The organism is Pseudomonas pichavaramensis, from assembly GCF_050473265.1.
Taxonomy (GTDB): domain Bacteria; phylum Pseudomonadota; class Gammaproteobacteria; order Pseudomonadales; family Pseudomonadaceae; genus Aquipseudomonas.
Genome location: NZ_JBJKFJ010000008.1, coordinates 38,239 through 63,857, shown reverse-complemented (window position 1 = coordinate 63,857; position 25,619 = coordinate 38,239). Strand labels below are relative to the sequence as shown.

Below are 25,619 nucleotides of genomic sequence, written 5' to 3'. Positions count from 1 at the left end.
CCACGTCGGTCGGCGCAGCCAGCTCCCTAGCGGTGAGGCGCGAACGCGCGCTTGGGCACGGCGTGCAGCAAGGCGACGTCATCATCATGCAGATGCACGGTCAGCCCCCATTGCGGATAGACCCTGGCCTGCCCCTCGGCCAGCTCCAACGTCAGGCGCGGTTGCCCGAGGCTGGCAGCGAGGCGCTCACTGGCCAGGGCATCCGGTGCTTGCAGACTGAGACTGGCGATAGCGAAACCGGCAATCTGCCGGGCCAGCGACTCATCCAGAGCTGATTCGGTATCGCCTGCCTTCAGGCCTTGTGCAGCGACCAGACTGTCGCGCTGAGCGGGGCTCAAGGCCAGCTCAGCCTGCAGCGACCACTCACCCTCTTCCCCTTCGAGCGTCGCGCGATAGTACAAGCGCGCGCCATCCAGGCGCGGCTGCAGCCACAGCTCGCCCGGCGCCAGCGCCAGCAGATCACGCAGCGTCAGTTGGTCGTCCGCCAGCGGCTGCAACAACGTATCTCGCCACTGCTGCAGATTGGCCACCGGGCGAATCTCCGTACTGCGCATCAACCAGGCGCCCCAGGCGAAGAACAATACGGCCACGACAACGAAAACCAGCCAGTGCTGCGCTTTCAACGGCGGTTTGTTCATGGCATTTCTCCGGGCAGAAAAAAGCCGCACCTGAGTGCGGCTTCTTTGGTTAACACGTCACGATCAGGCGGCGATGCTGCCCTTGAGCTTGTTCATGGCGTTCTTCTCCAGCTGACGAATACGCTCGGCCGACACGTTGTACTTGGCAGCCAGGTCATGCAGCGTGGCTTTCTCTTCAGCCAACCAGCGCTGATAGAGGATGTCGCGGCTGCGCTCGTCGAGGCTTTCCAGCGCTTCGTGCAGGTTGCTGCTGGAGCTGTCGCTCCAGTCGGCGTCCTCGAGCTGGCGGGCCGGGTCGTAGCGATGGTCTTCCAGGTAGTGCGCAGGCGACTGGTAGGCGCTGTCGTCGTCGGCATCGGCGGCCGGATCGAAGGCCATGTCCTGACCGGTCAGGCGGCTCTCCATCTCGCGCACTTCATGCGGCTCGACGCCCAGGCTCTCGGCCACGGCGGTCACTTCATCGTTGTTCAGCCAGGCCAGACGCTTCTTCTGGCTGCGCAGGTTGAAGAACAGCTTGCGCTGGGCCTTGGTGGTGGCCACTTTGACAATGCGCCAGTTCTTCAGGATGAACTCGTGGATCTCGGCGCGGATCCAGTGCACGGCGAAGGACACCAGGCGCACACCCATTTCCGGGTTGAAGCGCTTGACCGCCTTCATCAGGCCGACGTTGCCTTCCTGGATCAGGTCAGCCTGGGCCAGACCATAGCCGGAGTAGCTGCGGGCGATATGCACCACGAAGCGCAGGTGCGCCAGCACCATCTGGCGGGCGGCGTCGAGATCCTGCTGGTAGTAGAGATTTTCGGCCAGTTCACGCTCCTGCTCGGGCGTCAGCAGCGGAATGCTGTTGACCGCATGCACGTACGCTTCCAGGTTGGCGCCTGGAACCAGAGCATGAACAGGTTGCAAGGAAGTGGACATTCGAACCCTCCGATTCACAAAACTCGTGCAGTGTAGCACTGCGCTATCTGATGCAGGGCCTGTGGATAAGTTCCCTGAGAGATAGTCAACATCAACCAAAACAATGACTTGTCAGCTTACGTTCAGCCTCAGCGAGGGGCGAGTTCGTTGAGGTGACGCGCCACCGCCAGCCAGGCGCCAATATAGCCCAACAGCACGGCACCGAGCAGCAGCGAAAAACCGTCGCCCGAAGGTACGCCACCCAGCGCGAAATCGCTACCGTAAAGACCGGCCAAACGTACTACAGCATCGTTCAGCCAATCCAGCCCGAAGGCCAGCAGCAGCCAGGCGAAGATGCCGGCGCCGAAACCGTACAACGCGCCCATATAAAGGAAGGGCCGGCGCACATAGCCGTCGGTGCCACCGACCAGCTTGATCACCTCGATCTCGGCACGGCGGTTCTCGATATGCAGGCGGATGGTGTTACCGATCACCAGCAGCAGCGCCAGGATCAGCAGCACGCTGAGGCCGAAGACGAAGCGGTCACCCAGTTTGAGAATCGCCGTCAGGCGCTCGACCCAGACCAGATCCAGTTGCGCCTGCTCCACCTTGGGCAGCTCGGCCAGACGCTGGCGCAGGGCTTCCAGCTTGGCCTTGTCGACTTCCTTGGGCGTCACCAGCACCACGCCGGGCAGCGGGTTCTCCGGCAGTTCCTTGAGCGCCTGGCCGAGGCCGGACAGTTGCTGGAACTCCTCCAGCGCCTGTTCTCGGCTGATCCAGTCGACCTCGGCAACATCGTCCATCGCCGTGATATGCTCGCGCAGCGCCTGGCCGTCGCGCTCACTGGCGGACAGGTCGAGGAACAGGGAAATTTGCGCCGCACGCTGCCAGGAGCCGCCGAGCTTTTCGACGTTGTCCAGCAGCAGCGACAGCCCCATAGGCATGCTCAGCGCCACGGCCATCACCAGGCAGGTGAAGAAGCTGCCGATGGGCTGGCGCGCGAGGCGGCGCAGGCTGTCGACAACGCTGGCTCGGTGGCTTTCCAGCCAGGCGTGGAACAGGGTGCGAAAATCCGGCTCGTCCGCCGGGCGATCCGCCACCTTGTTCCGCGGCGCCGCGCCGACGCGCTCGGCCGGTTGTGGCGTGGGCATCTTCGACGCACTCATCAGGCCGCCTCCCCGTCGCCGATCAGGCGGCCACGTTGCAGGGTGAGCATGCGCTGGCGCATGCGCGCGATCAGGGCCAGGTCGTGGCTGGCGATCAGCACCGTGGTACCGAGCTGATTGATGTCTTCGAACACGCCCATGATCTCCGCGGCCAGACGCGGGTCGAGGTTACCGGTGGGTTCGTCCGCCAGCAGCAGTGCCGGGCGATGGACGATGGCGCGGGCGATGCCGACGCGCTGCTGCTGACCGGTAGAAAGATCGCCCGGTGCCTGGGCGGCCTTGTCGCTGAGGCTGACGCGCTCCAGCGCAGCGCCGACGCGCTTGGCAATGTCGGGCTTGGACAGACCGAGAATCTGCAGCGGCAGGGCGACGTTGTCGTACACCGTGCGGTCGAACAGCAACTGGTGATTCTGGAACACCACACCGATCTGCCGGCGCAGGAAGGGAATCTGCGCGTTGGTGATGGTCGACAGGTCCTGCCCGGCCAGCAGCAGCTTGCCGCTGGTGGGGCGCTCCATCGCCAGCAGCAGGCGCAGCAGCGTGCTCTTGCCGGCACCGGAGTGACCGGTGACGAAGAGAAACTCGCCGGGGCGAACGCGGAAGGTCAGTTCGTGCAGCCCGACATGGCCGTTGGGATAACGCTTGGCGACCTGCTCGAATCGGATCATCTGCGTTCACGCTCCTCGAAGAGTGCCTGGACGAAGTCCTGCGCCTGGAACGGACGCAGATCATCGATGCCTTCACCTACGCCGATATAGCGAATCGGCAGGCCGAACTGCTTGGCCAGGGCGAAGATGACGCCGCCCTTGGCGGTGCCGTCGAGCTTGGTCAACGCCAGGCCGGTGAGGTTCACTGTCTGGTTGAACTGCTTGGCCTGGCTGATGGCGTTCTGTCCGGTGCCGGCGTCAAGTACCAGCAGCACTTCGTGCGGCGCGGTGTCATCCAGTTTGCCGATCACCCGACGGACCTTCTTCAGCTCTTCCATCAGGTTGTCCTTGGTGTGCAGGCGCCCGGCGGTGTCGGCGATCAACACGTCGACGCCGCGCGACTTGGCTGCCTGCACCGCATCGAAGATCACCGAGGCCGAGTCGGCGCCGGTGTGCTGGGCGATAACCCCAATGTTGTTGCGCTCACCCCAGACCTGCAGCTGCTCCACGGCAGCGGCGCGGAAGGTGTCGCCGGCGGCGAGCATGACCTTCTTGCCTTCGAGCTGCAGCTTCTTGGCCAGCTTGCCGATGGTGGTGGTCTTGCCCACGCCGTTCACCCCGACCACAAGGATCACGTAGGGCTGCTTGGCCTTGTCGATCTGCAGCGGCTGCTCGACCGGTTTGAGCAGGGTCACCAGCTCTTCCTGCAGCGCCTTGTACAGCGCACCGCTGTCGGCCAGCTCCTTGCGCGCTACGCGCTTGGTCAGGTTGCCGATGATCTCGGTGGTCGCCTCGACGCCAACATCGGCGGTGAGCAGGCGGGTTTCCAGGTCGTCGAGCAGGTCGTCGTCGATCGCCTTCTTGCCGAGGAACAGGCTGGCCATGCCCTCGCCGAGACTGGCGCTGGTCTTGGACAGGCCCTGCTTGAGGCGGGCGAAGAAACTGGGTTTCTCCTGCGTGGCCGGCGCGGCGACGGCCACCGGCTGCGCTGCTGGCTCGGGCTCGGGCTCGGGAGCAGGTGCAGGTGCAGGTGCAGGTGCGACGACCGACTCAGGCGCGGGCGTCTGCTGCACAGGCTCGACCACTTCGGGGGCGGCAGGCGGAACCTCCACCGGCTGCGGCTCGGGCTGCACAACGGGCGCCGCCTCGGGCACGGCAACGACCGACTCGACAGTTTCGCCTGCTTGCGGCTCGGCTGGCGGAGCAGGCTCGGCAGCCGGTGGATTGGCCGGCGGCGTCGGCTCGGCCGCAGGCTCGGCGGGCTTCTTGCGCCACCAACTGAACAGGGATTTCTTTTCTTCGGTCACAGGCGGGGTCTGCGCGCCAGCATCGGCCGGCGACTTCTTGTCGTCATTGGAACCAAACATGGGTCGCTTGCATCTCAAGGGAGCGTTCGCTCACAGGCCGCAAAGCCTTGCTGCGCCGCCCCGGAAAAGGATGGGGTATCCTAGCACCTCTTCGCCCGCTGGCGGTACGACCGCCCAGGCTATCCGACAGGTCAGACTCTCGATGAATGCCATTGCCCGCCGCTCCCTCGGCCTGCTGTTCGGCGCACTATGCGCACCAATAGCGGCCTTCGCCTCACCCGCTCAACCTACTCACGAATTCACGCTCGACAATGGCCTCAAGGTCATCGTTCGCGAAGACCATCGCGCCCCCGTGGTGGTCTCCCAGCTCTGGTACAAGGTCGGCTCCAGCTACGAGACGTCCGGCTCCACCGGGCTGTCCCATGCACTGGAACACATGATGTTCAAGGGCAGCGCCAAGCTCGGCCCGGGCGAAGCCTCGCAGGTGCTGCGCGACCTGGGGGCGGAAGAGAACGCCTTCACCAGCGACGACTACACCGCCTACTACCAGGTACTGGCCAGCGACCGCCTCGGTGTGGCGCTGGAGCTTGAAGCCGACCGCCTGGCCAGCCTGCAATTGCCGGCCAACGAATTCGACAAGGAAATCGAGGTGATCAAGGAGGAGCGCCGCCTGCGCACCGACGACCGCCCCTCGTCCAAAGCCTTCGAACTGTTCAAGGCCATGGCCTACCCGGCCAGCGGTTACAACATTCCCACCATTGGCTGGATGGCCGACCTCGAGCGCATGCACATCGACGAGCTGCGTGCCTGGTACCAGACCTGGTACGCACCGAACAACGCCACCCTGGTGGTGGTCGGTGACGTCAGCGTCGATCAGGTCAAAACCCTGAGCCAGCGCTACTTTGGCGATATCCCTCGCCGTGAAGTGCCCAAGGCCAAGCTGCCACTGGAACTGCCGGGCGCAGGCGAGCGGCGCACCACGCTGTACCTCAAGACCCAGCTGCCGAGCCTGATGATGGGCTTCAACGTACCCGGCCTCGCCACGACTGAGACGCCGCGTCAGGTCTACGCCCTGCGTCTGGCCGCCGCCCTGCTCGACGGCGGTTACAGCGCGCGCCTGTCGACCCGCCTGGAGCGCGGCGAGGAGCTCGTCTCCGGCGCCAGCGCCTGGTACAACGCCTTCACCCGTGGCGACAGCCTGTTCGTCCTCTCGGCCACACCCAACGTGCAGAAGGGCAAGACCCTGGAGCAGGTCGAAGCCGGCCTTTGGGGGGAACTGGAAGACCTCAAGAAAACCCCACCATCGGCTGCCGAACTGGCCCGCGTGCGGGCTCAGGTCATCGCCGGCCTGGTTTACGAGCGTGATTCGATCACCAGCCAGGCCAGCAGCATCGGCCAACTGGAAACCGTCGGCCTGTCGTGGAAGCTGATCGACCAGGAACTGGCCGAGCTGGAAGCCGTGACCCCGGCCGATATCCAGCAGGCTGCCCGCACCTTCTTCGTTCGCGATCGCCTCAGCGTCGCCCACGTTCTGCCCGAGGAATCCCGTAATGAGGAGCCCCGTCATGAAGACTGAGCACCGCCGCCTGGGCCTGCTCGGCCTGGCCCTGTCCGCCGCCCTGACACTCGGCGCATGCAGCGTCGTATCCAACCACGCGACGACCGATGACGGCGCCAAACTGCAATCGCTGGCAGCTCTCGATGATCAGGCGCCGACTCGCCGTACGCTGGACATCCAGACCTGGAACACCGCCCAGGGTACCAAGGTGCTGTTCGTCGAAGCCCATGAGCTGCCGATGTTCGACCTGCGCCTGACCTTCGCCGCCGGCAGTAGCCAGGACGGTGACGTGCCCGGCCTGGCCGCCCTGACCAACGCCATGCTCAACGAAGGTGTACCAGGCAAGGACGTCGGCGCCATTGCCGCCGGCTTCGAGGGCCTGGGCGCCGACTTCGGCAACGGCTCCTACCGCGACATGGCGGTGGCCAGCCTGCGCAGCCTCAGTGCCCGCGAGCAGCGCGAGCCGGCGCTGGCGCTGTTCAGCCAGGTACTGGGCAAACCGACGTTCCCGGCCGACTCCCTGGCGCGGATCAAGAACCAGTTGCTCGCCGGCTTCGAGTACCAGAAGCAGAACCCCGGCAAGCTGGCCAGCCTGGAGCTGTTCGAGCGTCTGTACGGCAAGCATCCCTATGCACACCCGAGCGACGGCACGCCGCAGTCGATTCCGACGATCACACGCCAACAGCTGCAGGCCTTCCATGCCCGCGCCTATACCCCCGGCAATCTGGTGATCGCTCTGGTTGGCGACCTTTCGCGCAGCGAGGCCGAGACCATCGCCAACCAGGTTTCCGCCGCCCTGCCGCAGGGCCCGGCACTGGCGAAGATCGCTCAGCCGCAAACGCCCAAGCCGGGTAGCAGCCATATCGAGTACCCGTCCAACCAGACGCATTTGATGCTCGCTCAGCTCGGCATCGACCGCCGCGATCCGGACTACGCCGCCCTGTACCTGGGCAACCAGATCTTCGGCGGTGGCGGTTTCGGTACCCGCCTGATGAGCGAAGTGCGCGAGAAGCGTGGCCTGACCTACGGCGTCTATTCCGGCTTCAGTGCCATGCAGGCACGCGGCCCGTTCATGATCAACCTGCAGACCCGTGCCGAGCTCAGCGAAGGCACCCTGGCGCTGGTCAAGCAACTGCTTGCCGACTACCTGCGCGACGGCCCGACCCAGCAGGAACTGGATAACGCCAAGCGCGAGCTGGCCGGCAGCTTCCCGCTGTCCACCGCGAGCAACGCCGATATCGTCGGCCAACTGGCCTCGATGGGCTTCTACGACCTGCCACTGAGCTACCTGGACGACTTCATGCGCAACGTGCAGAGCCTGACCACCGAGCAGGTGAAAGCAGCGATGGCCAAGCACCTCGACCCGGAGGCGCTGGTGGTGGTCACAGCCGGCCCGACCGTCGCGCAGAAAGAACTGCCGGCGCCCACCGAGCGCCCGGCCGAACGTCCCAGCACGGTGCCGCACTGATGCGCGGTCGTTCTCCGCAGAAAACAGCTGGCAAGGCCCACGGCGGTATGGGCCAGCTGCGCATCATCGGCGGCCAGTGGCGCTCGCGGCGCTTCGCCTTTCCTGATGGGCCGGGCCTGCGCCCGACTCCGGACCGGGTGCGCGAGACGCTGTTCAACTGGCTCGCGCCCTATGTCGAGGGCGCCCATGTGCTCGACCCCTTCGCCGGCAGCGGTGCGCTGCTGCTCGAAGCACTGTCGCGCGGCGCGGCCAGCGGCCTGGCCTGCGACCTCAACCCCGCCTCGGTCAGCGCCCTGCGCGAGCACCTGACGACACTGCAGTGCAGCAACGGGGACATCCAGCTGGGCGACGCTCTGCAACTGCTGGCGCGTCCGGCCGTGCGCCGCTTCGATATCGTTCTGCTAGACCCGCCGTTTCACCAGGATCTGCTGCAGAGCGCCTGCAATCTGCTGGAAGCCCAGGGCTGGCTGGCCGACGACGCCTGGGTCTATACCGAAAGCGAGACGACGCCCTCGACGCTGGGTCTGCCCGGCAACTGGCGCCTGCACCGCGAGAAGCACACCGGCCAGGTGCATTACGCGCTGTGGCAGAAAAGCGTCCCCCCGTCACCCGCGTAGCCTGGATAAAATCCAGGGATACCGCTCCCGGATTGCATCCGGGCTACGACCCGGTCGCCGCTGAAGCGCCTCCCACAAGGCCGCGACACCGTCCGTAGGCCGGGTGCAGCCCGCCACTCTGAGATACCGAGCAACCCGATGACACATCCCTTCAAACCCGCCTGGTGGCTCCCCGGCCCGCACTTGCAGACGCTGTGGAACCCCTTCTGCCGCAAGCCGCCGCAATTGCTGCGGCGGCGCGAGCGGCTGTGGCTGGATGATGGCGACTTTCTCGACCTCGACTGGCACGGCCCGCACGACGCTCACACACCGCTGGTACTGGTGCTGCACGGCCTGACCGGCAGCTCCAACTCGCTGTATGTACTCGGCCTGCAACAGGTGCTGGCTGCACGCGGCTGGGCCAGCGTGGCCTTGAACTGGCGCGGCTGCTCCGGCGAGCCCAATCTGCTGCCGCGCGGCTATCACTCCGGCGCCAGTGAAGACCTGGCCGCAACCGTGGCCCATCTGCGTGCGCAGCGGCCGATGGCGCCGCTGTATGCAGCTGGCTATTCATTGGGCGGCAACGTGTTGCTCAAGTACCTGGGGGAAAGCGGCGAGCAGAGCCAGTTGCGAGGCGCCGTGGCGGTGTCGGTGCCGTTTCGTCTGGACCAGTGCGCGGACCGCATCTGCCTGGGTTTCTCACGGGTCTACCAGGCGCACTTCATGCGCGAGATGGTCGCCTATGTGAACAACAAGCAGCGCCTGTTCACCGAGCAGGGCCAGGGCGAACGCCTATCGGTGCTGGAACGTCTCGGCCCACTGGATGGCATGCGCACCTTCTGGGACTTCGACGGGCGCATCACCGCGCCGCTGCACGGTTACACCGACGCTCACGACTATTACCGGCGCGCCTCGAGCCGTTTCTACCTCGGCGCGATTCGCACCCCGACCCTGCTGATCCAGGCCGAGGACGATCCGTTCATCTTCCGCCACAGCCTGCCCGAAACCAGCGAGCTGGCCCCAGGCACCGAGTTCGAGCTGCACGCCAAGGGCGGTCATGTCGGCTTCGTCGAAGGCAGCCTGCGCCGGCCGGCTTATTACCTGGAGCGGCGCATTCCGCAGTGGCTGGCAAGCCTCGGATAATCGCGGCTGAAGCCGCTCCTACGCGGGCGGCAAGAACTGTCACCCGGATAAAGTCGGAAAAGACGCGACAAAGGCCTTTGCGGATTGCAACCGGGCAAGGCAGCCGCTGCAGATTGTGGGAGGCGCTTCAGTGGCGAAAAGCTCGCGGCTAAAGCCCCTCCTACCGAGCCGCGAAGTCGTAGCCCGGATGAAATCCGGGAATGCCCCGGCACAGCTCCCCGGATTGCATCCGGGCTACGGCGACACCGAACCGCTCACCCCAACACTTGCTCCAGCGGTACATGCAGGCGGCCGTACAGTGCATCGACCGCCTCGCGTACGGAAGGCGCGATGTAGCCGCTTTCCAGCGCCAGCACCTGATAGATGCCACGGCGCAGCATGTCCTGGCTGAGGTTGTCCGGGTTGGCGCCTGCCGTGCAGAGAAAGCGCACCCAGGAGGTCATGATGATCCAGCTGTTGAGCGTCAGCGCCTCGATCTGCGCCGGGTTCATCAACAGGATGCCGGCCTCGACGAAGCCCTGGTAGATCGACTGCGCACCCTGCAGGCAACGCCTGGCGAAGGCGCGGTAACGCTCGGCCAGCTCGGCGTCTGAGTCGAGCAGATGTTCCAGATCGCGGTGCAGGAAACGGTAATGCCACATCGCCGCCAACAGCGCCTCCAGATAGAAGGTCTTGTCCTCCACCGTCAGCGCGCGGCCCTCTGGCAGGCGCAGAAAGCTGTCGACCTGGGCTTCGTACTGGGCGAACAGCTCGGCGATGATCGCCTGCTTGTTGCGGAAGTGGTAATACAGATTGCCCGGCGAAATCCCCAGGTGCGCGGCGATGTGATTGGTGGTGACGTTGCGTTCGCCCTGGCTGTTGAACAGGGCCAGGCTCTCGGCAACGATGCGGTCGCGGGTCTTGGGTGGCGCCATTACGCAGCTCGATCTCGACTTCGAAAAGAGGCAAAGGTACAGGCAGAAACAGGCCAGGTGTTACCCCTGGTAAGACCCGCAGGCTCCCGCTGATCTTTGGTTAGGGTGCAGCGGCCCCGGTCACGCGGCATCCTATTTGACACATTAGAGTAATTGCTCTAAAAATCCAGCTCAGTCGAATCAAGGCGTGCTGTCACGCCCAGCTGGAACGTCGAGGAGAAACCCCATGGTCGCCGACATCGCTTACCTGCAGCACAGCCAACAGCAGATCAACCAGCTGGACAGCACCTTTGCCCTGCAACGCTCAGCTTTTGCCGCCAACCCGATGCCACCCGCCGAACAGCGTATGCAATGGCTCAAAGCGCTGAGCGAGCTATTGACCCAACAGCAAGACGCACTGGTTGCGGCGATCTCCGCAGACTTCAGCAACCGCTCGGCCGATGAAACCCTGCTCGCCGAGCTGATGCCCAGCCTGCATGGCATCCATTACGCGAGCAAACGCCTCAACAAGTGGATGAAGCCTTCGCGGCGCAGCGTCGGCATGCAGTTCATGCCCGCCTCGGCAAAGGTCGTTTATCAACCGCTGGGCGTGGTCGGCATCATCGTGCCGTGGAACTACCCGCTGTTCCTGGCCATCGGCCCGCTGACCGGGGCGCTGGCTGCCGGTAACCGGGTGATGATCAAGATGAGCGAGTCCACCCCGGCCACCTCGCAGCTGGTCAAGGACCTGCTGGCGCGCATCTTCCCCGAGGACCTGGTCAGTGTCGTTCTGGGCGAGGCGGATATGGGCGTGGCGTTTTCCAAGCTGCCGTTCGACCACCTGCTGTTCACCGGCGCCACCAGTATCGGCAAGCATGTGATGCGCGCTGCCGCCGATAACCTGACCCCGGTGACTCTGGAGCTGGGCGGCAAGTCGCCGGCCATCGTGTCCGCCGATGTACCGCTGGAACACGCCGCCGAGCGCATCGCCTTCGGCAAGACGCTCAACGCCGGGCAGACCTGCGTGGCGCCGGACTACGTGCTGGTGCCGCGTGACCGCGTCGAAGGCTTCGTCAGTGCCTATCGCGAGGTGGTGCAGCGCTTCTATCCGCACCTCCAGGACAACCCGGACTACACGGCGATCATCAACGAGCGCCAACTGGCTCGTCTCAACGGTTACCTGCAGGACGCCGAAGCCAAGGGCGCGCGCATCGTATCGCTGTACCCCGAAGCCCAGGGCCGACGCCTGCCGCAAAGCCTGGTGCTGGAGGTCAACGACGACATGCAGCTGATGCAGGACGAGATCTTCGGCCCGCTGTTGCCGGTGGTGCCATACGACCGCCTGGAAGATGCCTTCGCCTACATCAACGAGCGCCCTCGCCCCCTGGCGCTGTACTACTTCGGCTACGACAAGCGCGATCAGCAGCGCGTGCTGCACGAAACCCACTCCGGCGGCGTGTGCCTGAACGACACCCTGCTGCATGTGGCCCAGGACGACATGCCCTTCGGCGGCATCGGCCCATCGGGCATGGGCCACTACCACGGCCACGAAGGCTTCCTGACCTTCAGCAAGGCCAAGGGCGTGTTCATCAAACAGCGCTTCAATGCTGCGCGGCTGATCTACCCGCCGTATGGCAAGTCGATCCAGAAGCTGGTCTACAAGCTGTTCATACGCTGACTCATACGGGCAGCGCCCGTTCTACGCCTGGTGATAACAACAATGAACGACACCACCCTCCACGCGCCGCAGCTGTCGCGGCGTAGCCTGCTCAAGGTCGGCCTGATGGGCACTGCGCTGCTCGGCACCGCCGGGCTGACCGCAACGCTCAGTGGCTGCTCGGCCAGCACCCCGGCCAGCGGCTACCTGATCCTGCGTAGCAGCGACCTGCCGTTTCTGCAGGCGCTGATCCCGGTGATGCTGGACGGCGCCGTCAGCGCCGGGCAGATGCCGCAGGCCATCGCCGGTACGCTGCAGAGCCTCGACAACAGCCTGGCGCATCTCTCGCCGGAAATGCTGAAACTCACCGTGCAACTGTTCGACGTCCTGGCGCTGCCCATCACCCGTGGCCCGTTGACCGGGGTCTGGGGCCGTTGGGACAACGCCAGTGCCGATGACGTGCGCAACTTCCTCACCCGCTGGCAGAACAGCAGCCTGAGCCTCCTGCGCATGGGCCACGCATCGTTGTTGCAACTGGTGATGATGGCCTGGTACAGCCGCCCCGAGGCCTGGGCGCATTGCGGCTACCCCGGACCGCCCACCGTCTGACGACGTGTCGCGGATCCCGCAGAGTGCGCCGTGCGCACCGGGGCATCCATCTCGCGCCATGGTGCGCACGGCGCATCCTACGGTCTGAATATCAAGAGAACTCGAAATGCCTGTACCCGATTTGTTCAAACAAGGCCTGGCCAAAGGCTGGAAGACATACGACGGTTCACGCCTGGAAAACGACCTGACCCTGGAAGCGGACGTCGCCATCGTCGGCAGCGGTGCCGGTGGCGGCACCACAGCGGAGATTCTCAGCGCCGCTGGCTACAAGGTGCTGCTGGTCGAAGAAGGCCCGCTGAAAACCAGCGATGACTTCAAGATGCAGGAGGCCGAGGCCTATCCGAACCTCTACCAGGAAGGTATCGGCCGCATGAGCAAGGACGGCGCCATCACCATCCTGCAAGGCCGTGCTGTTGGCGGTACCACGCTGATCAACTGGACCAGCAGCTTCCGCACCCCGCCACAGACGCTGGCGCACTGGGCCGAAGCGCATGGGGTGAAGGGGCATGACGTCGACTCCATGGCGCCCTGGTTCGAGAAAATGGAGCAGCGTCTGGGCGTAGCGCCCTGGGCGGTGCCGCCGAACGCCAACAACGAGGTATTGCGCACTGGTTGCGACAAGCTCGGCTATCACTCGGCGGTGATTCCGCGCAACGTGCGTGGTTGCTGGAACCTCGGCTACTGCGGCATGGGGTGCCCGACCAACGCCAAGCAATCGATGCTGGTCACCACCATCCCCGCTACCCTGGACGCGGGTGGCGAACTGCTCTACCTGGCCCGCGCCGACAAGCTGCTGATCGAAGGCGAGCGGGTGGTTGGCCTTGACTGCATTGGTATGGACCCGCGTTGCGTGGCGCCCAACGGCAAACGCATCCGGGTCAAGGCGCGGCACTACGTGCTGGCCGGCGGCGGCATCAACACCCCCGGCATCCTGCTGCGCTCCGAGGCGCCCGACCCGCACAAGCGCGTCGGCCGGCGTACTTACCTGCATCTGGTGAATTTCTCCGCTGCGCAGTTCGAACAGGTCATCAACCCCTTCTACGGCGCGCCGCAATCGCTGTACTCCGATCATTTCCAGTGGGACGACGGCACCACCGGTCGCCTCTCCTACAAGCTGGAAGTACCGCCCCTGCAACCGGCCCTGACCGCCACGCTGCTCGGCGATTTTGGCCGCGAGAACGCCTTGCGCATGGAACAGTTGCCGTACACCAACGTGATGCTCGCCCTGCTGCGTGACGGCTTCCACCCGGACAGCGCCGAAGGGCGCGTGGAATTGCGCAGCGACGGCAGCCCGGTGCTCGACTACCCGATGACCGACTACACCTGGGACGGCGTGCGCCGCGCCTTCCTGACCATGGCCGAGATCCAGTTCGCCGCTGGCGCCAAAGCCGTGATGCCGACCCACGCCGATGCGCGCTTCGTCAGTACCTGGCGCGAAGCCAGGGAGATGATCGACAACCTCGATCTGGCGCTGTACCGCACGCGTCTGGGCAGCGCCCATGTGATGGGTGGTAGCGCCATGGGTGAAGACCCGCGGCAAGCCGTAGTCGACAGCCTTGGCCGACACCACCAGCTGGCCAACCTGTCGGTCCATGACGGCTCGCTGTTCCCCACCAGCATCGGCGCCAACCCACAGCTGTCGATCTACGGGCTGACGGCAAAACTCGCCACGCGACTGGCTGAGCGCCTGAAAAGCCCGAGTTAGACGCCATCAGGCGGATAGCGAAGGATTCACAGCATCCCTGCAGCTTGGCCGCCGGGATGCGCTGCGCTACCATCCGACTCCTTTTCGACCCGCCAGGACGTCCCGATGAATCGAGTGTTATACCCCGGCACCTTCGACCCCATCACCAAGGGTCACGGTGATCTGGTCGAACGCGCCGCGCGCCTGTTCGATCACGTCATCATCGCCGTCGCGGCCAGCCCCAAGAAGAATCCCCTGTTCCCCCTGGAGCAACGCGTCGAGCTGGCCCGCGAGGTCACCAAGCACCTGCCCAACGTCGAAGTCGTGGGTTTCTCCAGTCTGCTCGCGCATTTCGTCAAGGAGCAGGGTGCCAACGTGTTCCTGCGTGGCCTGCGTGCCGTGTCGGATTTCGAGTACGAGTTCCAGCTGGCCAACATGAACCGTCAACTGGCGCCGGACGTCGAGAGCCTGTTCCTGACCCCGTCGGAGAAGTACTCGTTCATCTCCTCGACCCTGGTACGCGAGATCGCCGCACTCGGTGGCGACATCAGCAAGTTCGTCCATCCGGCCGTGGCAGATGCTCTGAACGAGCGTTTTCGCAAGAACTGAAGACCACTCGAGGGAGGCACCCAGCGGCCTCCCGGTCACCTGCGCATACAGGCCACATAGCGCCTTTTCCGCCAATCCGGCACAATTCGCCTCATCGTTGTCTGCCAGTGTCGCGGCGTCGCCTCGACAGGAGTTGTTTTCATGTCCCTGATCATCACCGACGACTGCATCAACTGCGACGTCTGCGAACCCGAGTGCCCCAACGGCGCCATCTCCCAGGGTGAGGAGATCTACGTGATCGACCCCAACCTGTGTACCGAGTGCGTCGGTCACTACGACGAACCGCAGTGCCAGCAGGTGTGCCCGGTCGATTGCATCCCGCTCGACGAGAACAATGTCGAAAGCAAGGATGAGCTGATGCACAAGTACCGCATCATCACCGGCAAAGCCTGACCAGTCCCCATGCAGGAGGCGCCTGACCTCCTGCACCGCTCCGCCCTCCCGCCTGCCCAGGGCTGTTAAGCTTGCAGCCTTCATCCTTTGCCCTGGTAGATCGCATGTTGCGCAAACTCCTGCTATCGACCCTGTTGCTCAGTGCCAGCCTGCTGGCCCAGGCAGCGCCACACCAAGCCGCCATTGCCACCGCACACCCTGCGGCGACAGCTGCAGCCCAGCAGATGCTCGATGCCGGAGGTAACGCCTTCGATGCCGCCGTTGCCGCCAGCGCAGCGCTGGCCGTGGTCGAGCCCTACGGCTCCGGCCTGGGCGGCGGTGGCTTCTTCCTCTTGCGCACAGCCGGCGATACGCCCAGCTATGACTTTATCGATGCACGCGAACGCGCGCCGCTGGAGGCCAGGCCGGACCTCTATGTGCGCGACGGCAAGGTGCAGCGTGAGCTGTCGCTCAACGGCGCACTGGCCGCTGCGATTCCAGGACTGCCTGCGGCCTTGGTCGAGTTGGCAGAGAAGCACGGCCGCCTGCCACTGAAAACCAGCCTGGCCCCGGCCATCGCCCTGGCCCGCGACGGTTTTGCCGTCGACCGCGTCTATCGCGAGCGGGCGAGCTGGCGCCTGGCCGCGCTGCGTGATGATGCGGAAAGCGCGAAGCTGTTCCTCGATCAGGGTGAAATACCGGCCGAGGGCTACGTGCTGCGCCAGGCCGACCTGGCCGCCACCCTCCAGGCCCTGGCTGACCACGGCCGCGCCGGCTTCTACCAGGGCCAGATTGCCGAACGCCTCGCCGCTGGCGTACGCCAGGCCGGTGGTATCTGGACCCTCGACGACCTGCGCGAGTACCGCGTAGCGCGCCGTGAGCCCCTGCGCTTCAGCCTCGAGGACGGCCGCGAGCTGATCAGTGCGCCACCGCCCTCGGCAGGCGGCGTAGCGCTGGCCCAGAGCCTGGCGATACTCCAGCAACTGCCCTGGCAGGAGGCCGAGCCGGTGCAACGCGTGCACTACGTGGTCGAAGCCCTGCGCCGCGCCTACCGTGATCGCGCCCTGCTGGGCGACCCGGACTTCGTCAAGAACCCGCTGCAGGACATGCTCTCGCCCGGGCACCTCGCCGTGCTGGCCGGCAGCATCGACCCGCAGCAGGCCACGCCCAGTTCCGACCTGCCACCGGCCGGCACCTGGCATGAAGGCGACCACACCACCCACTTCGCCGTGCTCGATGCGCAGGGCAACTCGGTGGCCGCAACGCTTTCGATCAACCTGCCGTTCGGCGCCGCCTTCACCGTGCCCGGCACCGGCGTGTTGCTCAACGACGAGATGGACGACTTCGCCGCCGATGTCCAGGGCTCCAATGCCTACGGCCTGGCCGGCAGCCAGGTCAACGCCATCGCTGGCGGTAAACGCCCGCTGTCGTCGATGAGCCCGAGCTTCCTGGAAAACACCGATGAATTCGCCGCCTTCGGCACCCCGGGCGGCAGTCGTATTCCCAGCATGGTGCTGCTGTCGATGCTCGAATACCTGGATGATCAGCCCATCGAACGCTGGCCCGCGGTGGCCCGCTACCACCACCAGTTCCTGCCCGATGTGATCGAGCACGAACCGGATACCTTCGACGAGCAGCAGATTGCCGAGCTGCAGAAGCGTGGCTACCAGCTCAAGCGCCTGGACCGGCAATACGGTAATCAGCAGGTGCTGTTCTGGAACAAGGTCAGCGGCGAGGTCAAGGCCGCAAGCGACCCTCGCGGGATCGGCGAGGCACTGGTACCGCAGGGCGAGTAGCCCGGCGCCAAGGCGCAGCAGCATAGACTCAGTCGCAGCTGAAGCGCCTCCCACCAGGCCTGAAGGGCTGGCGCTACGAGAGCTTGATCAGGCTTTCCTGCTCGTCGCCAAATTGGCGTAACTCGCGAAACAGCGCCTGCTCGCTGCCGAGCATCAGCACGTTGCGCAGGCTCTGGAAGATGCGGCTGACGTAGCCCAGATCGTTCATCAGCGAGCTGGTCTGCAGCCCATCCAGTCGCGCATTGCGCACGTCGGCGAAGAGCTGCTGACGGAAGCTCGCATCGAAGCTGGCAGCCTGGCCGTCGAGCCAGCTCAGGCGCGACTGCCAGGCATCCTCGGGCAAATCGCTGCGTACCAGCTCACGGACCTCATGCAATGTGCTCAGCAGATGGCGACGCAACTCCACGTACGAGTCGCGCACGGCCGAAGGTGGCGCATCGAGGTAGTGGCCGAGGTTCTTCTGCAGGTGCTTGGCATCCTTGACCGCATCCACCAGTTGCAACGCCGCCAGCTGGCAACTCACCCAGAACTGCTGGTGCGCCTCATCCATCGGCAGCTCCATACGCCCCATGAAACTCAGCAGGTCGCCGTATACACCCTTGATATGGAACTGGTAGAGATGCTCCGCATCGAACCCGGCGTGCGAAGGCTTGGCCTGCAACAACTGTTCGTCGGCACGCACGCGCGCCAGCTGATCCACCGGCAGGTACAGCGCATGGCAGATCACCTCAAGGCTCAGGCGCCCGAGGTGCCCCAGCTCCTGTACCACCGCACCGGACGCGGCCTCCACCGAATCCAGCGCACGCTCATTGAGATAACGGGCCTGAGTGCGCTGCGGCTCAGCGACAGGCTCGGCCAACAGTTCGGTAATCAGCACCTGAGGCTCGCTGCGCTCCGGTAACCAGCGAATCAGGTACTGCGCCAGACGTTCCTGCAGCGGCCAGAACAGCAATACCCCCATGGCGTTGAACAGGGTGTGGAACATCGCCAGCTGGATCAGACTGTTCTCACCCAGGCCCATGGGCTCGGCCAGGGCATGCACCAGCCACGTCAGCGGGCCGAGCAGACAGAACGCCAGCGTACCGGTCGTGATATTGAACAGCACATGGGCCAGGGCCAGGCGCTGACCACTGCGATTGCCACCCAGCGAGCCGACAAAGGCGGTAGTCACGCTGCTGCCGACATTCGAGCCGATGGCGATGGCCAGGCTCTGGCCCAGTTCCAGCTGACCGCTGGCCAATGCCGCCAGCGTCAGCATCAGAGTCGCATGGCTGGACTGCAGCACCACGGTAATGGCCATGCCGATAGCGGTGAACAGCAGCGCACCCCGTATCCCGCCTTCCTGCATGCCGGTCATGTCCAGATCGCCGAAACTGGCAAAACCGTCCTTGATCTGATCGATACCGAGAAAGATGAAGGCAATACCCAGCACGATACGCCCCGCCGCCTTGCTCTTGGCACCGAAGAAACCAGCCAGCACGCCGAAAACCAGCAGCGGCAACGCCAGAGGACTGAGACTGAGATTCTGTCCGGCCAGCGCCAGCAACCAGATACCGCTGGTGGCGCCGAGATTGGCGCCGAAGAGGATGGCGATGCCGCCGGCCAGTTGGATCAGACCAGCACTGATGAATGCGATGGTGAGCAGCGATACCAGCGTGCTGGACTGCAGTAACAGGGTACCGCCGACACCAAACAGCAGACTTTTGAAGGAGGTGGAGGTGCTGCGCGCGAGTATCTGCTCCAGCTTGCTTCCCGCCAGTTGCCGCAAGCCCTCTTCCAGGCACTGCATGCCGAACAGGAACACCGCCAGCCCGGCGCACAACTGCAGCCAACCCTGGCTGAACCAGAACGAGGCGATCAAGCCCGCCACAACCAGGCACAACATGATCCAGCGCAGGTACTTCATTGGCACCGTTCCATCCTTTTAGCGGTGTGCAAACGCAAACGGCCCCGGCTCATTACTGAGCCAGGGCCTCAAGACCAGCAGTGAAAGCGAGCCTGTCGCTTACTGGCGGTTGTTGTACCCGGTTTCGGTACAACCCAGGCAACGCACGAACGCGGCCTTGCCAGGATCCACTACCAGAGCCTTACCGGTAGCACCGATACCGCCACCAGTAGCGGTGAAAGGCAGGGAGACCACGAACAGACCCGCGCCAATGATCGTGGCACCGATCAGCAGGGGACGCGCAATCAACAGATCACCGACCATCGCATAGGCAGGCGGCGCGTCAACCGTGTAGAGAGGATCGCCACTCACATTCTGCGGGGAGTTTTCTTGTTGAGCATTAACCGGCAACGCGCAAATGCCGGTAGTCAGCGCCAGGACAGCAGCGGTTGTGCGGAACGCTTTCATGGATCGATCCTTCAGATTATTCGGGAAACTGCCAGTAACTATAACAGCGCATTGATAATTGTCAGCGTGACGGACGTCAATCGCCAAGAAACGCGTATTCCGGCTTTTTCGGTAAATAAGGGCGAAAGAACGCCAGCATGGCGGCCAGATCAGCTTTCTCATCGCCTGTAGGCTGGAAGGTCGGGCCAATCACCACCCGGCGATTGCGATAATCCAGCGCCCCCAGAACGATGGGAACACCAGCCCCGCGGGCGATATGGTAGAAGCCCATCTTCCAGCGTTCGACCTTTTTGCGCGTGCCTTCGGGCGACAGCACCAGAATGAACTCATCATGCTCGCGAAAGGCCTGGATGGCCTGCTCGACGGTGTTCAACTTGAGTTCGCGGCGAATCGGGATGCCGCCCCAGCGGCGCATCAATGCGCCGAACGGCCAGCGAAAGATGCTGTGTTTGCCGAACCACCGCGCATTCAGGCGCAACACGAACTTCAGCGCGATGAAGATCACGAAGTCCCAGTTGGACGTATGGTGAGCGCCGATGGCGACGAACTTGGCGAGTTTCGGCAGCTCGCCTTCAATTCGCCAACCCAGGAGTTTCAGCACACTGCGCCCTAGCCATTCAGCCGCGGGATTGGGCGGCAGGTAGTTACCGGACATCGATCGACCTCTTTTCTTATTATTCTGGGTACCTGACAGCCCGCCGGCGGGCCGCCGTCAGCGCCTCAGCGCTGACACTTGGGACAGTACACGCTGGCGCGCTGACCCAGCTTCACCTCACGCAGCGTACTGCCACACACCTTGCAGAACTCGCCGCCACGGCCGTAGGCGAACAGCTCCTGCTGGAAGTAGCCCGGCTGACCATCGCCGCCGACGAAGTCACGCAAGGTAGTGCCACCTCGTTCGATAGCGTGAGCAAGGATACGTTTGATCTCCTCGGCCAGACGCAGATAGCGCGCCCGTGAGATCGCTCCGGCCTCGCGCCGAGGGTCGATGCCGGCGGCGAACAGCGCTTCGGTGGCGTAGATATTGCCGACCCCGACCACCACGGCGTTATCCATGATGAAAGGCTTGACCGCCATGCTGCGCCCGCGCGACAGCTGAAACAGACGCTCACCATCGAACAGGCCACCAAGCGGCTCCGGGCCGAGCTTGCTGAGCAGCTCGTGACGCAGCGGATCGGCGCTCCACAGCAGCGCACCGAAACGGCGCGGGTCGGTGTAGCGCAGGGCCAGGCCCGACTCCAACTCGATATCCACATGCTCGTGCTTGGCCGCAGCCAGGCCACACTCGACCAGACGCAAGCTGCCGGACATGCCCAGATGGCTGATCAGGCTGCCAGCTTCGGCCTTGATCAACAGGTACTTGGCGCGCCGCTCGACGCACTCGATGCGCTGACCGGACAGGCGCACGTCCAGATCTTCGGGGATGGGCCAGCGCAAGCGGCGCTCGCGCACGATGACACGACTGACGCGCTGACCTTCGAGATAGGGCGCAATACCACGGCGGGTGGTTTCGACTTCAGGTAGTTCGGGCATGGCTACAGGGCTGTGAAACGGCGGAGCGCCACCTTAGCAGGAGCGGCCAGGATAGCGGTAGAGCGGGGCGACACCCGCCTCCGGCCCCCGTGGCTACATCACCGCCAGGTCGCGAATGCTCTCGCGCAGGTTCTCGAAGTCGTAATCGGACAGGCCCACATACTCCAGAATCGGCTGCGAGATGTACTGCCACTCCATATCGACCGCTTGCCCGCCCAGCACACGATGCGACTCGCAAATATGCTCCGCCATCTTGAGGATGCTCAACAGCGTCTTGAGTTGAGCATCGCGCGAAGACTCGTCGCTGAAGATGGACAAGGCGTTGTGGTGGTTGGCGATGACCTCGCACAGGTGTTCCGGCAGGCGCCAGGAGCGTGCGGTGAAATAACCCACCACCGCATGGTTGGTGGTGAGCATGCGGTTCTCGGTATCCACCACCCGGCGTTCGTCGCTGGCATTGGCGTAGGCCTCTTCCAATACCTGCATGTAATTGGGGAAGCGCTTGAGCATCAGCGGAATGCCGCAATCGTGGAACAGCCCCAGGCTGTAGGCCTCGTCCGGCGAGTGATAACCGAGACGCTTGGCCAGGGTCAGGCAGGTCATCGCCACATCCTGGGCGCTGTCCCAGAAGCGGTTGAGCACCAGGATCGCCTCATCGGTCAGCTCGCCCTTGATCGATTGCGCGTTGATCAGGTTGATCACCGTGTTGCAGCCAAGCAGGTTGACCGCCTGCTGGATCGAGGCGATGCGGTTGGCCAGGCCGAAATGCGCCGAGTTGACGATTTTCAGCAGCGCCCCGGACAGGCCGGGGTCCTGGCTGATCAGCTTGGCGATGCTGCGCAGATCGGGGTTGGGCATGATCTGCTCCATCTGCAGATCCACCATGATCTGCGGCTGCGGCGGCACGCTGATGCCCTGCAGGGCTTGCTGAATCTGTTCGGCGGAAAGTTCGTAGGCCATGGCACGAGAGTACAAAGTGAGAAATACGCCACAGTTTAGCCAAAGCCGTGCCTGACTCGCAGCTGACTTTTTGCAGCCACCCTGCAACCACGCAACCCGCTATAATTCCGCTCTTTTACCTGCGGAGCCCGAACTCATGCCCTCCCTGCCCAGCCTGCGCCTGAAAGCCAACGCCGACCGACGCCTGCGCGCCGGCCACCTGTGGGTCTACAGCAACGAGATCGATGTCGCCGCCACGCCGCTGCACGGCTTCGCTGCCGGCGACCAGGCCATCCTCGAAGCGGCCGGCGGCAAGCCGCTGGGCATCGTTGCCATGAGCCCGAACAACCTGATCTGCGCCCGCCTGCTGTCGCGTGACATCAAGCACGTGCTGGACAAGTCGCTGCTGGTGCATCGCCTCAATGTTGCCCTGAGCCTGCGCGAGCGCCTGTTCGACAAGCCCTGCTACCGCCTGGTCTACGGCGACTCCGACCTGCTGCCGGGGCTGGTGGTCGACCGTTTCTTCGACATCCTGGTGGTGCAGCTGGCCTCGGCTGCCATGGAAGCGCAGAAGGACGAAGTGATCGCTGCCCTGGTTCAGGTGCTCAAGCCCAGCGGCATCCTGTTCAAGAACGACTCCAGTGCGCGCGACGCCGAAGGCCTGCAGCGCTATGTGGAGACCGCCTACGGCGTGGTGCCGGAGTGGGTTGCCCTGGAAGAGAACGGGGTGAAGTTCGAGGCACCGGTGATCGAAGGACAGAAAACCGGCTGGTTCTATGATCACCGCATGAACCGCGCGCGTCTGGCACCCTACGTCAAGGGCAAGCGTGTGCTCGACCTGTTCAGCTATATCGGTGGCTGGGGCGTGCAGGCCGCCGCTTTTGGTGCCAGCGAAGTGTTCTGCGTCGATGCATCAGGCTTCGCTCTCGATGGCGTCGAACGCAACGCTGCACTCAACGGCGTGGCTGAAAACGTCACCTGCGTCGAGGGTGACGCCTTTGCCGCCTTGCGCGAGCTGAAAGCTGCGGAAGAGCGCTTCGATGTGGTCATCGCCGACCCACCCGCCTTCATCAAGCGCAAGAAGGACATCAAGAACGGCGAGGCCGCTTACCGCCGCCTCAACGAAGCGGCCATGCGCATGCTCAACAAGGACGGCATTCTGGTCAGCGCCAGCTGCTCCATGCACCTGGACGAAGACAACCTGCAGAACATCCTGCTGACCAGCGCCCGTCATCTGGACCGCAATATCCAGCTGCTCGAACGCGGCGCCCAGGGGCCTGATCACCCGGTACACCCGGCCATCGCCGAGACCCGCTATATCAAGAGCCTGACCGTTCGCCTGCTGCCCAACAACTGAGCTGCCTGCACCTGCCGAGCGCGTCTCGGTAGGTGCGCCTGTCCGATCCTCCGATGTCGCCCGCCGGCAACCTCCAGCCGGCCATTTGCTTAAGCTCTGCAGCGGGCCTCACAAGCACTGAAACCTTCGAAATACGGCTGGGACTCTTCGCAGACCCTGCGAATCAAGAAGCAGCTGGATGCATACCGATGGAGCAATTGACGCCGCGCGGTGGAATGCATGCGCGGATTGAACGCCGACTCTTGTCACAAGCGACCATCAGCCTTTCCCCGCCAGCCCTGGCGGGCGTAGAATCAGGCGATTCCTCGCCAGGCATCCCCGGCGGGCCCGTGAGCCCCGGCCGCACGAGTGGTGATCCCGTCTCGTCATGCAGCCCTGCCACATGCGGCGATCAGCCGCCCGACGTTGCTCACCGCACACACTACCGAATTAGCCGCAGGAAACCGTCATGCCTGACTATCGCTCGAAGACCTCCACCCACGGCCGCAACATGGCCGGCGCCCGCGCCCTGTGGCGCGCCACCGGGATGAAGGACGAAGACTTCAAGAAACCGATCATCGCCATCGCCAACTCCTTCACCCAGTTCGTCCCGGGCCACGTGCACCTGAAGGACCTGGGCCAGCTGGTCGCCCGCGAGATCGAGAAAGCCGGCGGCGTGGCCAAGGAATTCAACACCATCGCCGTCGACGACGGCATCGCCATGGGCCACGACGGCATGCTCTATTCGCTGCCAAGCCGCGAGATCATCGCCGACTCCGTCGAGTACATGGTCAACGCCCACTGCGCCGACGCCATCGTCTGCATCAGCAACTGCGACAAGATCACCCCCGGCATGCTGATGGCCGCTCTACGCCTGAACATCCCGGTGGTGTTCGTCTCCGGCGGGCCGATGGAAGCCGGCAAGACCAAACTGGCCAGCCACGGTCTGGACCTGGTCGACGCCATGGTCATCGCCGCCGACTCGACCGCGTCCGACGAGAAGGTTGCCGAATACGAACGCAGCGCCTGCCCGACCTGTGGCAGCTGCTCCGGCATGTTCACCGCCAACTCGATGAACTGCCTGACTGAAGCACTGGGCCTGTCCCTGCCGGGCAACGGCTCCACCCTGGCCACCCACAGCGACCGCGAGCAGCTGTTCCTGCGCGCCGGCCGTCTGGCCGTCGAGCTGTGCCAGCGCTACTACGGCGAAGGCGACGACTCGGTGCTGCCGCGCAACATTGCCAACTTCAAGGCGTTCGAGAACGCCATGATGCTCGACATCGCCATGGGCGGTTCGACCAACACCATCCTGCACCTGCTGGCCGCCGCTCAGGAAGGCGAAGTGGCCTTCGATCTGCGTGACATCGACCGCCTGTCGCGCAAGGTGCCGCAACTGTGCAAGGTGGCGCCGAACATTCAGAAGTACCACATGGAAGACGTGCACCGTGCCGGTGGCATCTTCTCCATCCTCGGCGAACTGGCCCGTGGTGGTCTGCTGCACACCGACGTGCACACCGTGCACAGCCCGAACATGGCCGAGGCGATCGCCCAGTGGGACATCACCCAGACCCAGGACGAAGCCGTTCACCACTTCTTCAAGGCCGGCCCGGCCGGCATCCCCACCCAGACCGCGTTCAGCCAGAGCACCCGCTGGCCGAGCCTGGACGATGACCGCGCCGAAGGCTGCATTCGCAGCGTCGAGCACGCCTACTCACAGGAAGGCGGCCTGGCCGTGCTGTACGGCAACATCGCCCTCGATGGCTGCGTGGTGAAAACCGCCGGCGTCGATGAGTCGATCCACGTGTTCGAGGGAACCGCCAAGGTGTTCGAGAGCCAGGACAGCGCGGTCAAAGGCATCCTCAACGACGAAGTGAAGGCCGGCGACATCGTCATCATCCGCTACGAAGGCCCGAAAGGTGGCCCGGGCATGCAGGAAATGCTCTACCCGACCAGCTACCTGAAATCCAAAGGCCTGGGCAAGGCCTGCGCCCTGCTCACCGACGGCCGTTTCTCCGGCGGCACCAGCGGCCTGTCCATCGGCCACGCCTCGCCGGAAGCCGCCTCGGGCGGTGCCATCGGTCTGGTCAACGACGGTGACAAGATCCTCATCGACATCCCCAACCGCAGCATCAACCTGCTGGTATCCGATGAAGAGCTGGCTGCTCGCCGCGCCGAACAGGACAAGAAAGGCTGGAAACCGGCCGCCCAACGCGCACGCAAGGTGACCACCGCGCTGAAGGCCTACGCCCTGCTCGCCACCAGTGCCGACAAGGGCGCGGTGCGTGACAAGGCGATGCTGGACGGCTGATACATCGAGCCTGTAGTGCGAAAGCCCGGCCTTGCAGCCGGGCTTTTTCTTGCCCACGGGCTTTGCATCGGGGCGTGATCGGAAGCAAGCTGACTCCAGACTCAGTACAG

At 64.3% G+C, this 25,619-nt stretch carries 23 protein-coding genes; 12 read left to right on the top strand and 11 right to left on the bottom strand.

All coding sequences use genetic code 11. The features are described from left to right. Positions 1-26 precede the first annotated feature (26 nt). From ACJRW5_RS14500 to ftsY, 5 genes are all read right to left on the bottom strand, one after another. Positions 27-638 (bottom strand): hypothetical protein, encoded by a 612-nt coding sequence (locus ACJRW5_RS14500; RefSeq protein WP_484571211.1) that lies wholly within the window; start codon positions 636-638, stop codon positions 27-29. Between the two features lie 63 nt (positions 639-701). Beyond that, positions 702-1,556, bottom strand: coding sequence for an RNA polymerase sigma factor RpoH (gene rpoH / locus ACJRW5_RS14495; RefSeq protein ID WP_484571210.1), 855 nt, complete (start codon positions 1,554-1,556; stop codon positions 702-704). A gap of 128 nt (positions 1,557-1,684) precedes the next feature. Continuing rightward, positions 1,685-2,701 (bottom strand): permease-like cell division protein FtsX, encoded by a 1,017-nt coding sequence (ftsX, locus tag ACJRW5_RS14490; protein ID WP_484571209.1) that lies wholly within the window; start codon positions 2,699-2,701, stop codon positions 1,685-1,687. Continuing rightward, positions 2,701-3,369 carry a cell division ATP-binding protein FtsE gene (ftsE, locus tag ACJRW5_RS14485; RefSeq protein ID WP_484571208.1) on the bottom strand — a complete coding sequence of 223 codons (669 nt, stop codon included), beginning with the start codon at positions 3,367-3,369 and terminating at the stop codon, positions 2,701-2,703. The genes ftsX and ftsE overlap by 1 nt, the downstream gene beginning before the upstream one ends. Continuing rightward, positions 3,366-4,715, bottom strand: a complete 1,350-nt coding sequence (gene ftsY / locus ACJRW5_RS14480; RefSeq protein ID WP_484571207.1) for a signal recognition particle-docking protein FtsY — start codon at positions 4,713-4,715, stop codon at positions 3,366-3,368. The genes ftsE and ftsY overlap by 4 nt, the downstream gene beginning before the upstream one ends. Before the next feature lie 142 nt (positions 4,716-4,857). Between ftsY and ACJRW5_RS14475 the strand changes: the two genes are divergently transcribed. From ACJRW5_RS14475 to ACJRW5_RS14460, 4 genes are all read left to right on the top strand, one after another. Then, positions 4,858-6,231 (top strand): M16 family metallopeptidase, encoded by a 1,374-nt coding sequence (locus tag ACJRW5_RS14475; RefSeq protein ID WP_484571206.1) that lies wholly within the window; start codon positions 4,858-4,860, stop codon positions 6,229-6,231. Further along, positions 6,221-7,681 (top strand): M16 family metallopeptidase, encoded by a 1,461-nt coding sequence (locus ACJRW5_RS14470; protein WP_484571205.1) that lies wholly within the window; start codon positions 6,221-6,223, stop codon positions 7,679-7,681. The genes ACJRW5_RS14475 and ACJRW5_RS14470 overlap by 11 nt, the downstream gene beginning before the upstream one ends. Next, on the top strand, positions 7,681-8,298 hold the full coding sequence (rsmD, locus tag ACJRW5_RS14465; RefSeq protein WP_484571204.1) for a 16S rRNA (guanine(966)-N(2))-methyltransferase RsmD: 618 nt from the start codon (positions 7,681-7,683) through the stop codon (positions 8,296-8,298). The genes ACJRW5_RS14470 and rsmD overlap by 1 nt, the downstream gene beginning before the upstream one ends. A gap of 138 nt (positions 8,299-8,436) precedes the next feature. Then, complete coding sequence (locus tag ACJRW5_RS14460) at positions 8,437-9,420, top strand: hydrolase (protein ID WP_484571203.1); 984 nt, start codon at positions 8,437-8,439, stop codon at positions 9,418-9,420. Between the two features lie 254 nt (positions 9,421-9,674). Here ACJRW5_RS14460 and ACJRW5_RS14455 read toward each other — a convergent pair whose 3' ends face one another. Then, the gene (locus tag ACJRW5_RS14455; RefSeq protein WP_484571202.1) at positions 9,675-10,334 is read right to left on the bottom strand and encodes a TetR/AcrR family transcriptional regulator; all 660 of its coding nucleotides are present in this window, start codon (positions 10,332-10,334) and stop codon (positions 9,675-9,677) included. Between the two features lie 226 nt (positions 10,335-10,560). Here ACJRW5_RS14455 and ACJRW5_RS14450 point away from each other — a divergent pair, with 226 nt between their 5' ends. The 6 genes from ACJRW5_RS14450 to ggt all read left to right on the top strand — a co-directional run bounded on the left by ACJRW5_RS14450 (position 10,561) and on the right by ggt (position 17,040). Beyond that, complete coding sequence (locus ACJRW5_RS14450; RefSeq protein ID WP_484571201.1) at positions 10,561-11,991, top strand: coniferyl aldehyde dehydrogenase; 1,431 nt, start codon at positions 10,561-10,563, stop codon at positions 11,989-11,991. A gap of 42 nt (positions 11,992-12,033) precedes the next feature. Beyond that, a complete protein-coding gene (locus ACJRW5_RS14445; protein WP_484571200.1) occupies positions 12,034-12,579 on the top strand; it encodes a twin-arginine translocation pathway signal protein in 546 nt (181 codons plus the stop codon). Positions 12,580-12,685: 106 nt separating this feature from the next. Further along, entirely contained in the window at positions 12,686-14,284 is a 1,599-nt protein-coding gene (locus tag ACJRW5_RS14440; protein ID WP_484571199.1) for a GMC family oxidoreductase, read from the top strand. Between the two features lie 105 nt (positions 14,285-14,389). Beyond that, positions 14,390-14,872 (top strand): pantetheine-phosphate adenylyltransferase, encoded by a 483-nt coding sequence (gene coaD, locus ACJRW5_RS14435; RefSeq protein WP_484571198.1) that lies wholly within the window; start codon positions 14,390-14,392, stop codon positions 14,870-14,872. Positions 14,873-15,013: 141 nt separating this feature from the next. Further along, positions 15,014-15,265 (top strand): YfhL family 4Fe-4S dicluster ferredoxin, encoded by a 252-nt coding sequence (locus tag ACJRW5_RS14430; protein WP_003464019.1) that lies wholly within the window; start codon positions 15,014-15,016, stop codon positions 15,263-15,265. 104 nt (positions 15,266-15,369) lie between these two features. After that, on the top strand, positions 15,370-17,040 hold the full coding sequence (gene ggt / locus ACJRW5_RS14425; protein ID WP_484571197.1) for a gamma-glutamyltransferase: 1,671 nt from the start codon (positions 15,370-15,372) through the stop codon (positions 17,038-17,040). Positions 17,041-17,113: 73 nt separating this feature from the next. Here ggt and ACJRW5_RS14420 read toward each other — a convergent pair whose 3' ends face one another. From ACJRW5_RS14420 to ACJRW5_RS14400, 5 genes are all read right to left on the bottom strand, one after another. Further along, positions 17,114-18,946, bottom strand: a complete 1,833-nt coding sequence (locus tag ACJRW5_RS14420) for a Na/Pi cotransporter family protein (RefSeq protein WP_484571196.1) — start codon at positions 18,944-18,946, stop codon at positions 17,114-17,116. Positions 18,947-19,045: 99 nt separating this feature from the next. Continuing rightward, positions 19,046-19,393: a multidrug transporter gene (locus ACJRW5_RS14415; RefSeq protein ID WP_484571195.1), complete on the bottom strand. Its 348-nt coding sequence runs from the start codon at positions 19,391-19,393 to the stop codon at positions 19,046-19,048. 76 nt (positions 19,394-19,469) lie between these two features. Further along, positions 19,470-20,048 carry a lysophospholipid acyltransferase family protein gene (locus ACJRW5_RS14410; protein WP_484571194.1) on the bottom strand — a complete coding sequence of 193 codons (579 nt, stop codon included), beginning with the start codon at positions 20,046-20,048 and terminating at the stop codon, positions 19,470-19,472. Between the two features lie 65 nt (positions 20,049-20,113). Next, a complete protein-coding gene (gene mutM / locus ACJRW5_RS14405; protein ID WP_484571193.1) occupies positions 20,114-20,926 on the bottom strand; it encodes a bifunctional DNA-formamidopyrimidine glycosylase/DNA-(apurinic or apyrimidinic site) lyase in 813 nt (270 codons plus the stop codon). Between the two features lie 93 nt (positions 20,927-21,019). Continuing rightward, on the bottom strand, positions 21,020-21,832 hold the full coding sequence (locus ACJRW5_RS14400) for an HDOD domain-containing protein (protein WP_484571385.1): 813 nt from the start codon (positions 21,830-21,832) through the stop codon (positions 21,020-21,022). Positions 21,833-22,022: 190 nt separating this feature from the next. On the opposite strand from ACJRW5_RS14400, the gene ACJRW5_RS14395 reads away from it, so the two are divergent. Both ACJRW5_RS14395 and ilvD read left to right on the top strand, forming a co-directional pair. After that, the gene (locus tag ACJRW5_RS14395) at positions 22,023-23,222 is read left to right on the top strand and encodes a class I SAM-dependent rRNA methyltransferase (RefSeq protein WP_484571192.1); all 1,200 of its coding nucleotides are present in this window, start codon (positions 22,023-22,025) and stop codon (positions 23,220-23,222) included. A gap of 448 nt (positions 23,223-23,670) precedes the next feature. After that, positions 23,671-25,509, top strand: a complete 1,839-nt coding sequence (gene ilvD, locus ACJRW5_RS14390) for a dihydroxy-acid dehydratase (RefSeq protein ID WP_484571191.1) — start codon at positions 23,671-23,673, stop codon at positions 25,507-25,509. Positions 25,510-25,619: the final 110 nt, after the last annotated feature.

What these genes read in the sequence shown, in the direction of transcription:
- ACJRW5_RS14440 (WP_484571199.1), top strand. Translation starts at nt 12,686, where the DNA reads ATGCCTGTACCCGATTTGTTCAAACAAGGCCTGGCCAAAGGCTGGAAG.
- ACJRW5_RS14395 (WP_484571192.1), top strand. Translation starts at nt 22,023, where the DNA reads ATGCCCTCCCTGCCCAGCCTGCGCCTGAAAGCCAACGCCGACCGACGC.
- ftsE (WP_484571208.1), bottom strand. Translation starts at nt 3,369, where the DNA reads ATGATCCGATTCGAGCAGGTCGCCAAGCGTTATCCCAACGGCCATGTC.
- ACJRW5_RS14415 (WP_484571195.1), bottom strand. Translation starts at nt 19,393, where the DNA reads ATGAAAGCGTTCCGCACAACCGCTGCTGTCCTGGCGCTGACTACCGGC.
- ACJRW5_RS14410 (WP_484571194.1), bottom strand. Translation starts at nt 20,048, where the DNA reads ATGTCCGGTAACTACCTGCCGCCCAATCCCGCGGCTGAATGGCTAGGG.
- ACJRW5_RS14450 (WP_484571201.1), top strand. Translation starts at nt 10,561, where the DNA reads ATGGTCGCCGACATCGCTTACCTGCAGCACAGCCAACAGCAGATCAAC.
- ACJRW5_RS14500 (WP_484571211.1), bottom strand. Translation starts at nt 638, where the DNA reads ATGAACAAACCGCCGTTGAAAGCGCAGCACTGGCTGGTTTTCGTTGTC.
- mutM (WP_484571193.1), bottom strand. Translation starts at nt 20,926, where the DNA reads ATGCCCGAACTACCTGAAGTCGAAACCACCCGCCGTGGTATTGCGCCC.
- rpoH (WP_484571210.1), bottom strand. Translation starts at nt 1,556, where the DNA reads ATGTCCACTTCCTTGCAACCTGTTCATGCTCTGGTTCCAGGCGCCAAC.
- ACJRW5_RS14475 (WP_484571206.1), top strand. Translation starts at nt 4,858, where the DNA reads ATGAATGCCATTGCCCGCCGCTCCCTCGGCCTGCTGTTCGGCGCACTA.
- ftsX (WP_484571209.1), bottom strand. Translation starts at nt 2,701, where the DNA reads ATGAGTGCGTCGAAGATGCCCACGCCACAACCGGCCGAGCGCGTCGGC.
- ilvD (WP_484571191.1), top strand. Translation starts at nt 23,671, where the DNA reads ATGCCTGACTATCGCTCGAAGACCTCCACCCACGGCCGCAACATGGCC.
- rsmD (WP_484571204.1), top strand. Translation starts at nt 7,681, where the DNA reads ATGCGCGGTCGTTCTCCGCAGAAAACAGCTGGCAAGGCCCACGGCGGT.
- ACJRW5_RS14460 (WP_484571203.1), top strand. Translation starts at nt 8,437, where the DNA reads ATGACACATCCCTTCAAACCCGCCTGGTGGCTCCCCGGCCCGCACTTG.
- ggt (WP_484571197.1), top strand. Translation starts at nt 15,370, where the DNA reads ATGTTGCGCAAACTCCTGCTATCGACCCTGTTGCTCAGTGCCAGCCTG.
- ftsY (WP_484571207.1), bottom strand. Translation starts at nt 4,715, where the DNA reads ATGTTTGGTTCCAATGACGACAAGAAGTCGCCGGCCGATGCTGGCGCG.
- ACJRW5_RS14470 (WP_484571205.1), top strand. Translation starts at nt 6,221, where the DNA reads ATGAAGACTGAGCACCGCCGCCTGGGCCTGCTCGGCCTGGCCCTGTCC.
- coaD (WP_484571198.1), top strand. Translation starts at nt 14,390, where the DNA reads ATGAATCGAGTGTTATACCCCGGCACCTTCGACCCCATCACCAAGGGT.
- ACJRW5_RS14455 (WP_484571202.1), bottom strand. Translation starts at nt 10,334, where the DNA reads ATGGCGCCACCCAAGACCCGCGACCGCATCGTTGCCGAGAGCCTGGCC.
- ACJRW5_RS14420 (WP_484571196.1), bottom strand. Translation starts at nt 18,946, where the DNA reads ATGAAGTACCTGCGCTGGATCATGTTGTGCCTGGTTGTGGCGGGCTTG.
- ACJRW5_RS14445 (WP_484571200.1), top strand. Translation starts at nt 12,034, where the DNA reads ATGAACGACACCACCCTCCACGCGCCGCAGCTGTCGCGGCGTAGCCTG.
- ACJRW5_RS14430 (WP_003464019.1), top strand. Translation starts at nt 15,014, where the DNA reads ATGTCCCTGATCATCACCGACGACTGCATCAACTGCGACGTCTGCGAA.